This window comes from Enterovibrio nigricans DSM 22720, from assembly GCF_900167155.1.
Lineage (GTDB): Bacteria > Pseudomonadota > Gammaproteobacteria > Enterobacterales > Vibrionaceae > Enterovibrio > Enterovibrio nigricans.
This window is the reverse complement of sequence record NZ_FUXU01000095.1, coordinates 1-12,372: the sequence shown is the minus strand read 5'-3', so window position 1 is coordinate 12,372 and position 12,372 is coordinate 1. Positions and strand designations below refer to the sequence as shown.

11 protein-coding genes and 3 pseudogenes are annotated in these 12,372 nt (G+C 43.3%); 2 read left to right on the top strand and 12 right to left on the bottom strand.

Going from position 1 to position 12,372, the window contains the following annotated elements; genetic code table 11:
- Window positions 1-269, top strand: a pseudogene (locus B5D35_RS20440) (IS5/IS1182 family transposase); the annotation flags it as partial.
- A gap of 13 nt (window positions 270-282) precedes the next feature.
- Here B5D35_RS20440 and B5D35_RS20435 read toward each other — a convergent pair.
- The 8 genes from B5D35_RS20435 to B5D35_RS20405 all read right to left on the bottom strand — a co-directional run bounded on the left by B5D35_RS20435 (window position 283) and on the right by B5D35_RS20405 (window position 8,070).
- Entirely contained in the window at window positions 283-2,070 is a 1,788-nt protein-coding gene (locus tag B5D35_RS20435; protein WP_078754341.1) for a DEAD/DEAH box helicase family protein, read from the bottom strand.
- Between the two features lie 5 nt (window positions 2,071-2,075).
- Window positions 2,076-2,945 (bottom strand): hypothetical protein, encoded by an 870-nt coding sequence (locus tag B5D35_RS20430; protein WP_139367815.1) that lies wholly within the window; start codon window positions 2,943-2,945, stop codon window positions 2,076-2,078.
- A gap of 276 nt (window positions 2,946-3,221) precedes the next feature.
- A complete protein-coding gene (locus B5D35_RS24405) occupies window positions 3,222-3,386 on the bottom strand; it encodes a hypothetical protein (protein ID WP_157828439.1) in 165 nt (54 codons plus the stop codon).
- A gap of 149 nt (window positions 3,387-3,535) precedes the next feature.
- On the bottom strand, window positions 3,536-3,781 hold the full coding sequence (locus B5D35_RS20425; RefSeq protein ID WP_078754339.1) for a hypothetical protein: 246 nt from the start codon (window positions 3,779-3,781) through the stop codon (window positions 3,536-3,538).
- 320 nt (window positions 3,782-4,101) lie between these two features.
- The gene (pntB, locus tag B5D35_RS20420) at window positions 4,102-5,496 is read right to left on the bottom strand and encodes a Re/Si-specific NAD(P)(+) transhydrogenase subunit beta (protein WP_078754338.1); all 1,395 of its coding nucleotides are present in this window, start codon (window positions 5,494-5,496) and stop codon (window positions 4,102-4,104) included.
- A gap of 12 nt (window positions 5,497-5,508) precedes the next feature.
- Window positions 5,509-7,062 (bottom strand): Re/Si-specific NAD(P)(+) transhydrogenase subunit alpha, encoded by a 1,554-nt coding sequence (locus B5D35_RS20415; RefSeq protein WP_078754337.1) that lies wholly within the window; start codon window positions 7,060-7,062, stop codon window positions 5,509-5,511.
- 324 nt (window positions 7,063-7,386) lie between these two features.
- The gene (locus B5D35_RS20410; protein WP_078754336.1) at window positions 7,387-7,662 is read right to left on the bottom strand and encodes an HlyU family transcriptional regulator; all 276 of its coding nucleotides are present in this window, start codon (window positions 7,660-7,662) and stop codon (window positions 7,387-7,389) included.
- 216 nt (window positions 7,663-7,878) lie between these two features.
- Window positions 7,879-8,070: a hypothetical protein gene (locus B5D35_RS20405; RefSeq protein WP_078754335.1), complete on the bottom strand. Its 192-nt coding sequence runs from the start codon at window positions 8,068-8,070 to the stop codon at window positions 7,879-7,881.
- Window positions 8,071-8,504: 434 nt separating this feature from the next.
- Here B5D35_RS20405 and B5D35_RS20400 point away from each other — a divergent pair, with 434 nt between their 5' ends.
- On the top strand, window positions 8,505-9,302 hold the full coding sequence (locus tag B5D35_RS20400; RefSeq protein WP_332870403.1) for a hypothetical protein: 798 nt from the start codon (window positions 8,505-8,507) through the stop codon (window positions 9,300-9,302).
- A gap of 355 nt (window positions 9,303-9,657) precedes the next feature.
- Here the strand turns inward: B5D35_RS20400 and B5D35_RS20395 are convergent, their stop codons facing one another.
- The 4 genes and pseudogenes from B5D35_RS20395 to B5D35_RS20380 form a co-directional block, all read right to left on the bottom strand.
- On the bottom strand, window positions 9,658-11,385 hold the full coding sequence (locus B5D35_RS20395) for a bifunctional metallophosphatase/5'-nucleotidase (RefSeq protein ID WP_078754334.1): 1,728 nt from the start codon (window positions 11,383-11,385) through the stop codon (window positions 9,658-9,660).
- An 87-nt stretch (window positions 11,386-11,472) separates the two neighbouring features.
- On the bottom strand, window positions 11,473-11,736 hold the full coding sequence (locus B5D35_RS20390; protein ID WP_244556678.1) for a hypothetical protein: 264 nt from the start codon (window positions 11,734-11,736) through the stop codon (window positions 11,473-11,475).
- Between the two features lie 124 nt (window positions 11,737-11,860).
- Window positions 11,861-12,085 (bottom strand): annotated as a pseudogene (locus B5D35_RS20385) (pirin-like C-terminal cupin domain-containing protein); the annotation flags it as partial.
- 56 nt (window positions 12,086-12,141) lie between these two features.
- Window positions 12,142-12,372 (bottom strand): annotated as a pseudogene (locus tag B5D35_RS20380) (IS5/IS1182 family transposase); the annotation flags it as partial.

The following is a 12,372-nucleotide window of genomic DNA, read 5'->3' as shown; positions in this document are numbered from 1 at the left end:
AAGGGGCTGCATTCTGGGAACAAGGACACCCTCGCAATTTAGCAGTAGGTTGTCAAAAGCTCTACGGCTCCAACAAGAAGTGGAAAAAGCGGTATGGCTATCACAAGCGCTCACTATCAGAGACAGCAATGTACCGAGTAAAACAGCTGCTAGGTGGGAAATTAAGCCTAAGAAATTACAATGCTCAGGTTGGCGAGACTTACGCTATGATCAAAGCGCTGAACAAGCTTACAGGACTGGGTATGCCTGAAACTCAGTATATTGCTTAAGAACCGAACAACTTTAGGCTGCCATGTCTTCCAACCGAATTAAGCAACAAAGCCGTTCTAGTTCATAACGCTTTGAGTAACGTTTAAACCCCTTTTCAAAACCAGCTTTACACGATGTAGACCATTTAGCGGTAGTGGTTGGTGACAGTTCGTTACGGTCTTCTGAGTTTAGTGCTTCGTCCCTGATATCCACGGGTGATAACTTGAACATGTTTTTGTTATCTGCGGATACTAGATCACTTGCAATGCTTGCAGGTTGCAAGTTGGTACTGGTTGCAGTTTCGAACTCATCATAGGTCATGAACAATTCATGAGAAAATCGCTTCATGAACTCTTTGTTGCTGTGTATGTTGAGCAAATAATCGTCTATAATATATTGAGTTAATTCAAAACACTTTCCATCGTTATTCGAATCTGGGTATGCAAATTCACGAAATGCAATGTACCTAATCGGATCACGCTCCAACTGCTTAAACCACTTCAACGCAGCCAAATTATCAATTGTACCGATGACAAAACGATGGCTCCCATCATCGTTTTGTTTGATGTACTCCCCGATCCCCTCAAAGGTTTTCTTCTCGACTTCACCTAATAATTCAACACCCTTTTCATTCACGTATACTTTAGTTGTCTGTAGTGCCTCGAATGCATCTTCATACGCTTTCTTAATCGAATAATAATACCTCGGTTGTAACATCTGGTCTTTAGCCATGTTAGTAAAGATGTACGTGTCATTATCGGCTATACCTTCACTTTGCGTCTTATTCCTTAAGCGTCCAGCACTTTGAGTTACTGCTAATGGGTTAATTGTTACATCTGTTGCAATAACACCTTGACGTTTATTCTCATACAAGTTGATCCCTGCACTAATTGCTACAGTACCAGTAAGAAAATCAAAGTTTGTAGTTTCGCCAGTCTTAATTAATTGGTTAGCATCGTTCTTCATTGTTTTACCAATGGTTGAACTTGAATACTTCGATAATGCTTGGACGACTGCGGAGCTAACACCGTCTAATTTTTTACTAATGTAAACGGATTCGATGTCCTCTTGGTTGTTCTTGATGTAGAACGGTAGCTTTTCTTGCTCGATACTTCGATCAATGAAGTCATGGACGATTGACCGTGTTAGTTCACCCTCAACCACATAGTACTTTCTGATCATCTTCGCTTCAGGGTCTTCATTTCGGTAACAGTTCACCGTGTTGTCTAAACAGTGTCTGAAGATGTTGAACGGTGTTGGTGTCGCTGTCATACCAATGACTATGTGATCTTGATACAACTTGCTGACGCTTCGATGGTACTCCACCATGTGGTTGTAGCATGAACGAAAATGCATGTCAGCTTCGTGCATTTCGTCATAAATGAAGACGCATTTACTAGGTAGTTTGTCGTCTTTAGCCAACTTATAAACTGCATCACATGATGCTACGATCAAGCCGTCCGAATCTTCAATAATGTCTTGTTTGTTACCAAATAGCTTCAGAACTCTGGTTGACTTTTCCCCTTGCTCCAAATCCTCTTTACTTTGCACTGCAAGGTTATTTCGATTCGGGATTAAGATCAGTGTGTAGCCTAGTAATTTCCAGTGATAAAATAGTCCTTTGATTAGTCGTGTTTTACCTAGTGACATTTCACCATATAGGTTTAAGAATTTACCTTTCTTTAAGATGTTGAAGATGTCACCTAGTTTACTGGATAGGTGTTGTTGCTTGGTTAACTCTAGGTTTTCTATGTGCTTTGATGCACGGGTAAAAATTGGAGCTAATTGTTGCCCCATCTTTGGTTGCAAGGTGTTTATCATTATTGTTATGCCTTGTTATTCAGGAAAGACAGTGCGCTTTCCATGCTCTTTGATACTTTGATGTCTTCGATATTTGGTTTATTTGACGGTGTAGTCCAACCGTATTTCTTTGCTAAATGCACGATAGTTCCAGCTTTTACAGCATCGTGTGAAAACGAAGGGGTGAAACTAACTAGTTCGCCACGGGTTAATGTTGTGTGATCTGATAAGCAACCCAAATGTTCATTAACGAATGCTTGGCATACTTGAACCCAATCACTACGATCACGGTTTTGACTAAAGAAAAACTTTGCAGCGGTCATCACCATTTGATGTTGTCGCTTAACATCGATCCTTTTTAATTCTATGTCTTTGAGTTTCGCAGCACGTTTCTTTTCAACTTCAACTTTGCAATGTTCATAATAAAGCTCGTCACCTGCTTCAGTACCTGTAACACCGTCGTCAATTAGCTTCTGTATGAACGTACACGGGGCTTTTAGGACTTTATGTAGTGGTAGAGGTTTACCATCTGAAAAACGCCATTCAAAGTTGTCTGCGTTGATATTTGCACGGTATGAATAGCGGTTGGCATCGTGTGAACTCTTATCAAGTGAAATATCTTCACCGAGAATCTTTTGGATGTAAGCAAAGCACCGTACTTTGTTGTGTTCCCAGATCTTTTTCTGGACATTAGTTGCTAGTGGGATTGGTTGTGCAAGTGGGATTAAAACTTTCAAACGTGGACATGCTGGTAGTATTTCACCGCTAGGCTTTTTCTTTTCACGTTTGTTGTTAACGCTGGTGGATATTGCATGTGCAATACCATGTCGGTTAAAGCATCGGTGCACGTGGTCGATCAAGTCATCGCCATGACGTGTAGGATCATCGATGTCCACGTAGTAACACCATGTTTCTGTTATTGCGTCTTTGCCTTTTCGACCCGTTGAACTAATTCCACACATCAGGTCATTTGATACGACCAATTTTAAATTGTTCTCAGTCCACGGTATTGTTTTGGTCACCCATGTATCATGGTACTGGATACAAACTTGGTCTTTTTCGATCCATCTATCTTTTGATGATTCGACGTTAATTGAAAGGTTGATGCTTAGTGTCATGTTATTATTCCATATTGACACCCTCACATAATATTATTCTCACTGGGCTTGTTGTTATTGGTTATAAATTAGGCGCAGAACGTTATCTGCGATCTCTTCGTTGGTCGGTGCTATCCAACCTGCTTTCTTTGCTTGGCGACATACGTGTTCTTTGCTTTGACGAATGTTTCTAGCACATACAGTTAAACCATATTTTTCATAAATTTCTTTTTGAGTCATGATCTTTACTCCTTTTGGTTGTTATCAACGCTCATTGATTATTTAGGTGAAAGAAAACGGGGTAACCACTCCCCGTTCTCAATGTTGGTGGTAACAACTCCACCTTGACACCTTGCAATGTTATTTATTTGAATACTGTATTTCGTGTATTAATGATCCGATTGAACGGTAATGATTCTTGCAGCGTTAAACCGCTTCACCTTTGAATCTGGACGTTTCCAGCCATGAACCTTTGTAAGGTAGCCAACACGCTTTTCATCTAAACCTATTGCCATCGCTGCATAAGTACCACCCAGATCTTCAAAGATGACCTTGATCATGTCATTGGTCATTTCGTATTTATCAGGGATTACTAAAATTGGAGGGAAACAAACTCCAATAAAGGGTTTGTTCATAGTATTCAATCGTTTTGGAATTGTTAGTTAACAGAACGTCAACTTCATAATAAGAATAGTCACCGTTGGCTCCCACCAACATTTACATTTTACCACGTAGAAACCCAGAATAAACATTATTTGCAACTTTCTTGGAAATAATTTTCAAACAAACTTTCTCTAAGACCTTATAGATAGAAATCATCAAGAAAAGCCGTTTGCTTCCAATCCACATTGAACGATCATGGGTTAACATCAACCGATGTGCTCCAGAAACAAGAAAACCCACACTAGGTGGGTTTTTTATTATCAACTGCCGTGTGCAATACAACTCAAACCCACTAAAGGTGCTCTAAAATTTTAGAACAACTTGTTTTAGCATCACCAAACAGCATTGCCGTGTTCTCTTTAAAGAACAGCGGGTTTTGAACGCCAGCATAACCAGTGTTCATCGAACGCTTGAACACAATCACGTTCTTCGCATTCCATACTTCCAACACAGGCATTCCTGCGATTGGACTGTTAGGATCTTCCATCGCAGCTGGGTTAACAGTGTCATTCGCACCAATAACCAAAACAGTGTCCGTTTCTGGGAAGTCTTCGTTGATCTCGTCCATTTCCAGAACGATGTCATACGGTACTTTCGCTTCCGCCAGAAGAACGTTCATGTGACCCGGCAAACGACCCGCTACAGGGTGAATACCAAAGCGAACATTGATACCTTTTGCACGAAGCTTCTCAGTAATATCTTGAACAGGGTACTGAGCTTGTGCAACCGCCATACCGTATCCCGGAGTGATGATTACGTTCTTAGAATCTTTCAGCATTTCAGCGACATCTTCCGCTGACACTTCACGGTGCTCGCCTTGCTCTTCATCACTTGATACTGCAACTGTTTGACCGAAGCCACCAGCGATTACGCTGATGAACGAACGGTTCATTGCTTTACACATGATGTAAGAAAGAATTGCACCTGAAGAACCCACCAATGCACCCGTTACGATCAATAGATCGTTTGCAAGCATAAAGCCCGCCGCTGCCGCTGCCCAACCTGAATACGAGTTCAGCATTGAAACAACCACTGGCATATCCGCGCCGCCAATTGAAGCCACTAGGTGATAACCAAATGCAAACGCGATTAATGTCATCACAATCAGAGCAAACATGCTGCCATCAGCTTTCACGAAGTAAACCATGAGTGCTGTAGAAACAAGAATCGCTGCCAGGTTCCATTTGTGCTTGTGTGGAATATTCAGAGCAGAAGAAGAGATAATGCCACGCAGTTTACCGAATGCTACGATAGAACCTGTAAAGGTCACCGCACCGATAAATACGCCCAAGAACACTTCTACCATGTGAATCACATGTTCAGCATGCATATCTGCTGGGTTGCTTAAACCCATCGCAGGTGGATCGATAAAGCTGTTATAACCCACTAAAACCGCAGCCATACCCACGAAACTATGTAGCACAGCAACCAGCTCTGGCATTTCAGTCATTTCTACGCGTTTCGCATAGAAAATACCAATACCACCACCAATTACCATGGCAACAATGATCCATGATAGCCCTTGAGAATCAGGGCCAAATATGGTCGCTACCAACGCAATCGCCATACCCGCAATACCGAAGTAATTACCCGTACGCGCAGATTCTTGCTTTGACAATCCAGCCAAACTCAAGATAAAAAACAGAGCAGCTACAATATATGCCGCTTGTGTTAAACCTTCAGACATTACTGACTACTCCTACTTATCTCTACGGAACATTTCAAGCATGCGCTTGGTGACTGTAAAACCGCCAAAGATATTGATACTGGCAATCAGAACGGCAATAAACGCAAGGAAAGAAACTACCCCATTGCCATGGCCTATTTGAAGAAGAGCACCAACAACGATAATACCTGAAATAGCATTCGTCACAGACATCAGTGGCGTATGGAGAGCGTGGGTTACGTTCCAAACCACGTAATAACCAATCACACAGGCCAGAATAAACACGGTGAAGTGAGATAAGAACGCCGCAGGCGCAACAGAGGCAACCCAACCAAATGCACCGAGCGCTGCAACAATAGCAACAATCTTTTTGGTCGGTGACGTTGGTTCTTCAACTTTAACTTCTTTCGCTACTGGTTTAGCTTGAGGCTGAGCTTGTACAGAAACCTGGATTGGCGGTGCAGGCCAAGTGACTTCACCCTCTTTCACGACAGTAACACCACGAAGAACAACGTCTTCAAAATCAATATTGATGTTGCCATCTTTCTCTTTGCAGAGAAGCTTCATCAAGTTGACGAGGTTTGTGCCATACAGCTGAGAAGACTGGGTAGGAAGACGCCCAACCATGTCGGTGTAGCCAATCACTTTAACACCGTTTGGTGTAACCACGACTTTGTCAGCTTCTGTGTATTCACAGTTACCACCATTTGCCGCAGCAAGGTCGACAATCACACTACCCGCATTCATGGAATCAACCATTTCCTTAGTGATCAGCGTAGGAGCTGGACGACCAGGAATAAGTGCTGTTGTAATGATGATATCAACGTCTTTCGCTTGTTCAGCATAGAGTTCGGCCGCTTTACGGTTAAACTCATCAGACATTTTTTTCGCGTAACCGTCACCGCTACCTGCTTGCTCTTCGAATTCCACTTTCAGGAATTCTGCACCCATACTTTCAACTTGTTCGGCCACTTCTGGACGAACGTCAAATGCACGAACGATTGCACCCAAGCTACCCGCAGCACCGATAGCAGCTAGACCGGCTACACCCGCACCAGCAACAAATACCTTCGCAGGAGGTACTTTACCTGCGGCTGTAATTTGACCAGTGAAGAAACGACCGAATTCATGTGCAGCTTCAACAACAGCACGGTAACCCGCGATATTTGCCATTGAACTCAACGCATCCAGCGCCTGAGCTCGGGAAATACGAGGAACCGCATCCATCGCTAACACGTTGATTTTTCGAGTGGAAAGCTGTTGCATCAATTCTTCATTCTGGGCAGGCCAGATGAAGCTTACAAGGGTTGCACCCTCTTTGATAAGCGCGATTTCGTCAATGCTGGTTTCATCATTTTTAACCGGAGCATTCACTTTAAAGATGATATCTGATTGCCAAACCGTGTCGGCATCAACAACCTTAGCACCAGACTCTTCAAACGCAGCGTCGTCAAAGCTGGCTAATACGCCAGCACTTTTTTCAACGACTACATCGAAGCCCATTTTTATTAGCTGCTCAACTGTTTTAGGAGTGGCAGCAACTCGCGTTTCATGCGCAAGTATTTCTTTTGGAACACCAATTTGCATAGTTAGTCCCTGACTATTGGCAGTGTAAGTAAACTGTTTGTAGCGAACTGATAAGGCTTAATCAAGTACTTTTGTAGGAAAAATACCAAAACAATCAACAATCAACCTCAAAACGAATTAATTTTAATGACTTTTAGTAATAAAATAACGCCATTTTTTTATGGACGGAGGTCAGACCATCTCAGTTCACTTATCATTAAGCTATTGATACAAATGTAATTCAATACCGTTTCAACGGCTTGTTTACTAATTACATTTTAGAAATTTCAAGTTTAGACATCCTTTTTGACCGAAATCGATTACAAATGCGTTGATCTTGGTCACCTAGCTAAACATTCTTTCGCCCATTTGGTCGATAAATAGTTGAGACTTTTTGAGCATAAGGTCGTTTGCCCCTTCTTCGCTCGGTAGAAGATCAGAGCGGATAAAGGTGTGCGTTCGCATTTCTCCCTCAATTTCCTTACAAACTCTGCCACTGACACGAAATTGCCCGCCTTCAGATTTTGCTTCGGGGTAGATGAAGAACCCTTTGTATTCGGTTGGCTCTACGTTTTTTGCTTTTTGTTCTTTTGAGCCGAAAAGCCAGCTAAATAAACCCATGATAATTCTCTCACTTTCCTGAATGGGAACCTTATAGTGACGAAGACGGTATAACTTGTCTATACAAAGCGAATGGCTAGTAGGTACCAGTTCTCCCAACAAGGGAAATGCATACATTGAAAGCGACGGGGAGAGGGGGATAACGATGAAGTCGGATACCAATAAAAAAGCGCGGTTTAGCATCCGCGCTTTCAAAATGGGTGTGACATAGTTTTATTAACGCAGTAAACCGATATCTCGTTTGATAAGATCTGGCAAATCGCTCATGGACAACATCAACTTACCTTTCTGCTTGGTGCGAAGCACATCCAGTGCGTGAACAATCAATCCTTTGAAAGAAACTACATAACTTTTTTGTGTTTTACCTGTCGAAGAATAATCTTCGCCAAAGTTAACAGCCTGCGTCATAGCATTCTCACTATATGATTGTCTTTACAGGTTAAATTCTAAGCGTTTACCTTTCAGTGGAGAAATGACTTAAATTACCAATAAACATTACTATTTCTAATCCGAATGGCAGGACACTTACTCGGCACTCCCATACAACAAACCTAGAAAGGACAACGCATTTCAGTGCCCAACCACACATGCGCATTATTTATATTTACTTATCAAACCATTTTCAGTTTGATAACATTCGTTTTTAACAAAGGATTGTTGAGGCCACTTTGCTCGCATTTATCGCTAAACACTCATCATTATTCTTGCTTAGTGGAGCCATAATTGGGTTTTCACTCCCTTCGTTGTCGTCGGCACTCCTTCCCGCACTGCCGTCTATATTGTTCGCACTGATGCTTTTCACTCTTATAGGCATAGATCAAAAATCGCTCGTGAAATCATTAGTGAAATCGCATGCTTGGCGATATGCATTGATTCATGCCGGACTGACTACCGTGATCATAAGTGGCATCGCTCTGTTTTTCGATGCCAGTGCCTCTCTCTTGCTCGCACTCGTTGCCGTCAGTGCCACAGGCAGTCTTTTCGCAACACCAGCAATTGTCAGGAGTGTCGGTTTTGACCCCCTTTCAGCGATGGCATTCACCATTGCCAGTACGTTGATGATGCCTGTCGTTCTGTTCATCAATCTCTCGCTGTTTAGCGGAGATTCATTTTCTCTCGATATGCAAGAGTACTTTGTCCGTCTCGTAATATTTATCTTTGGACCAATGCTGCTTTCTTACCTTATTCGCAAATATGCACCTCAAGAGCAGTTGTCACGCATTCACGGGAAAATCGCGCAATTCACTATAGTGTTGGTGTTTAGTTTTCCGTTCGGATTAAGTGGGCAATACAGGTGGTTGTGGGAAGAAGATAGATCACTTGCTGTGATTACTTTGGCCATTGCTTTCGCAATCTGCATTTCATTTTTCTTAATTGGGCTGGCCGTATTCTGGCGGCAAGGAAAGGAAGCAGCATTCGTCGCAGCAATTACATCTGGGAACAGGAACGTGTTGCTCACCTATTCAGTAGCAGGCGCATTTTTAGGTCCGCTTTATCTTCCTTTGATAGGAGCACTGCAACTACCGACTTACATACAGCCGTTCGTTGTGAAGTTCTTTGTCAATCGACGTGGCAACAAAATAAAGCAACATTGGACACCCTTAAAGTACCTGATGGGCCCTCTGTCAGGTTCTATTTAGGCATAGTCCTCATCAAGCGGCTGGCGCGAAATACACTAATGAACCCCATGCAGAAAGCCAAAAAGCGATTAACCCAAAATCCAACCAATCACGTTTCTCAACCATAGAGCCTCCTCAAACTTTGCTATTCACTGTATCGGCGCACTGTTTTGAAACTGTAATATTTCAAAACCATTTTCCGACAATGGAAATATTTGGCATTGCATTATTCCGTATGCAAAATTCGGGCTCAATTTGTGATGTGAAAGAAAACAGGCAGGAAAAAGAGAAGGAGTTCGAGCCAAATCAGGCGCGCACTCCACTGCTCTTTTTTACAATATCAGGAAAAACGGCAGGAAAAGAACACAAAAGCGTCTCAACTGATAACAGTTGACAGTGGTTTGTTAGACACAACCAATTCGTCGCGGCTACGTGCATATTCAATAAAACTGTCAGACAAAATGACATCAATAGGTTGCGGTGGCTCGGCTAAATGCTTCAGCGCGTCATACCCTTCTTTTCCTTGAGAAGTGTAAGCAGAAGACACCGCATGGTACGTTTCATCCATCAATACATCCTGCCACTCACCCGAAGGGACAAGGTATTTCAACTCGGTAACCCGCTCCCCTTTGGGCTTAGATATTTGATAGGTAAACGTAAGACCGGCGGTGTACGGGAAGCTCCCATCACCCGTCCCTTCGACACCATTGTTCAGCGCATTATCTATCGCACCTTCAATGGCTAGCTTTACTTGTCGCCCTGTCGGTTTATAGAGCATGATGTCGATGGCAAACGGCAACAATCTGCCTGCTATTTCTGCCGCAGTGAGTTTGCCTTTTTCAAGGCTGACCCTTACACCACCCGCGTTGTGAATAGCAAAGTCAACATGGTGTCCACGCTGCCTGCCTGAGTAAAGCAGTCCTTCGCAGACAAGAGGCGCAATGTCACTGCCACCCTTTTCATCAGGCACACGGAGATGGCGCAGTCTTTGCGGGACGCGAGTAACGATGTCACGCTTCAACTCTTCAACGGCGGGACGGTATCTTTCATTCAACACCGCCTTTAATGACTCATCGCCTCGGCAGTGCACGACGTTGGGCTGAGACAGAAGATACGACTTAGCGCGTTCAAACATCTCATTTGGCAGAGACTGATCCCAGGAAGTATCCATCGCGAGGCTTCTTCCCAGCATTAACACATTGCCGCCCGAATATGACTCAACACCGCCACAATCATTTAGTGATATCTCTAATCGCCCCAATGCCAACGCATGACAGCCTGCTTGAACCACCAACGTCTGATTAATATGCCGACCATAAGGCCCCATATCACCAAGACCAAGATTTGAAAAGTCACCCTGTAACACATGGCTGTGTCCACCTACGATTAACGACAAGCCCTCAACGTCTTCAGCCATCTTCAAGTCTTGGTCGTAGCCTAGGTGGCTAAGCAAAATGATATGCGGTGTTTTATATTGTTGATGGATAAGATCAATCGTATTGATGATGGTTTGTTTGGCATTTATAAATGGCGTGTCCGCATCCGGCATCGCTATATCTGCCATTTTGTCCAAAGCAACACTAAAAATCGCCACCTTTTGGTCACCAAAATGCTTGATTAACACATCGGCAGCTTCATTGTCTGGGTTATAAGAAAGCAGGTTGTTCTTGTCTTTGACGGGAAAGGTTTTGTCTGGGCATTCCTGGCTAACGTCCCAGTTACCCGCTAATAAGGGAAACTCAATCTGATCCAGAAATTTAGAGACCGCCGCATTGCCTAAATCAAGCTCATGGTTACCCAAGGCCATCGCATCGGGCGACAACTGATTTAGCATGACGGCATTGGCTTCGCCTTTGAAGAGGCTGTAGTAAAGTGTCCCTTGGAAGCAATCTCCCGCATGGAGAAAAAGGAAACCATCACTCGATTGGGCGGTTTGTTCTTTAAACTGTTTAACCACCGTCGCGATACGAGCGAATCCACCCACGTTGGCATAAATGCGATCTTCTAGGCAAGGAATGGCAAGCGAGATTGGCGTAGGTTCGAAATGTGAATGTGTATCGTTGACGTGCGCAATAGCAATCTTTATAGGTTTTGTTCTAAGCATGGATCCCTTTAATGCGTAAGCGCAAAATCAAAGTGTATCAGATCCCAATTCTAGTTCACATACATCACGGTCGTGTTGCACTTTCGCTCATTGGTAAAGTGCTAATGATACGAGTTTTGCGCCCGCACCAACAGACAAACTCAACATGGCGGCATACCACCATTTCATTTCATCTTTTGACAGACTGCGGATATGAAACAGCACAACGTTAACGCGGTGCCAATTGTGAGTCCTACTAGCGTATTGAAACGCACAACGAACCAACATGAGTACACCAGTAAGAAGCAAGACGGTTTCTATCGCATGCGCAATGATTTGGAGCAAAAGCCAGTCTTCCTGTCCAGAAACCAAACATAATCACTAAAACAAATACACGATCTTAGATCAACATTTTGTTCACATCTCAACCCGTGGTTGTGACGTCTCTAGAAGAGTTTCTTGTCTTGGAAGACCAGCGCTTGGTCCAAAAAAGACATTAATCTGTCAGTACACCATTTTGATAATCGGCAATCGCTTGATTGATCTCCTCCATGCTGTTCATTACAAATGGCCCATAGTGTGCGACTGGCTCATCAATAGGTTGTCCTGCCAATATCAACACCCCTGCGTTTTTAATGGCCTTAAAGGTGACGCTGTCACCCTCACCTAGAGAAACCCAATGCCCTGCTTTCACTAAATCAGCACCGATTTGTATCTCACCGTGGCTTTGTTGCTTAATTCGGTTGGAAGACATGGCAGCCTAAAGTTGTTCGGTTCTTAAGCAATATACTGAGTTTCAGGCATACCCAGTCCTGTAAGCTTGTTCAGCGCTTTGATCATAGCGTAAGTCTCGCCAACCTGAGCATTGTAATTTTTTAGGCTTAATTTCCCACCTAGCAGCTGTTTTACTCGCTACATTGCTGTCTCTGATAGTGAGCGCTTGTGATAGCCATACCGCTTTTTCCACTTCTTGTTGGAGCCGTAGAGCTTTTGACAACCTACTGCTAA

Excerpts from the sequence above, each read along its gene's own strand:
- B5D35_RS20435 (WP_078754341.1), bottom strand. The coding sequence starts at position 2,070 with ATGATAAACACCTTGCAACCAAAGATGGGGCAACAATTAGCTCCAATT.
- B5D35_RS24405 (WP_157828439.1), bottom strand. The coding sequence starts at position 3,386 with ATGACTCAAAAAGAAATTTATGAAAAATATGGTTTAACTGTATGTGCT.
- B5D35_RS20425 (WP_078754339.1), bottom strand. The coding sequence starts at position 3,781 with ATGAACAAACCCTTTATTGGAGTTTGTTTCCCTCCAATTTTAGTAATC.
- pntB (WP_078754338.1), bottom strand. The coding sequence starts at position 5,496 with ATGTCTGAAGGTTTAACACAAGCGGCATATATTGTAGCTGCTCTGTTT.
- B5D35_RS20415 (WP_078754337.1), bottom strand. The coding sequence starts at position 7,062 with ATGCAAATTGGTGTTCCAAAAGAAATACTTGCGCATGAAACGCGAGTT.
- B5D35_RS20410 (WP_078754336.1), bottom strand. The coding sequence starts at position 7,662 with ATGGGTTTATTTAGCTGGCTTTTCGGCTCAAAAGAACAAAAAGCAAAA.
- B5D35_RS20405 (WP_078754335.1), bottom strand. The coding sequence starts at position 8,070 with ATGACGCAGGCTGTTAACTTTGGCGAAGATTATTCTTCGACAGGTAAA.
- B5D35_RS20395 (WP_078754334.1), bottom strand. The coding sequence starts at position 11,385 with ATGCTTAGAACAAAACCTATAAAGATTGCTATTGCGCACGTCAACGAT.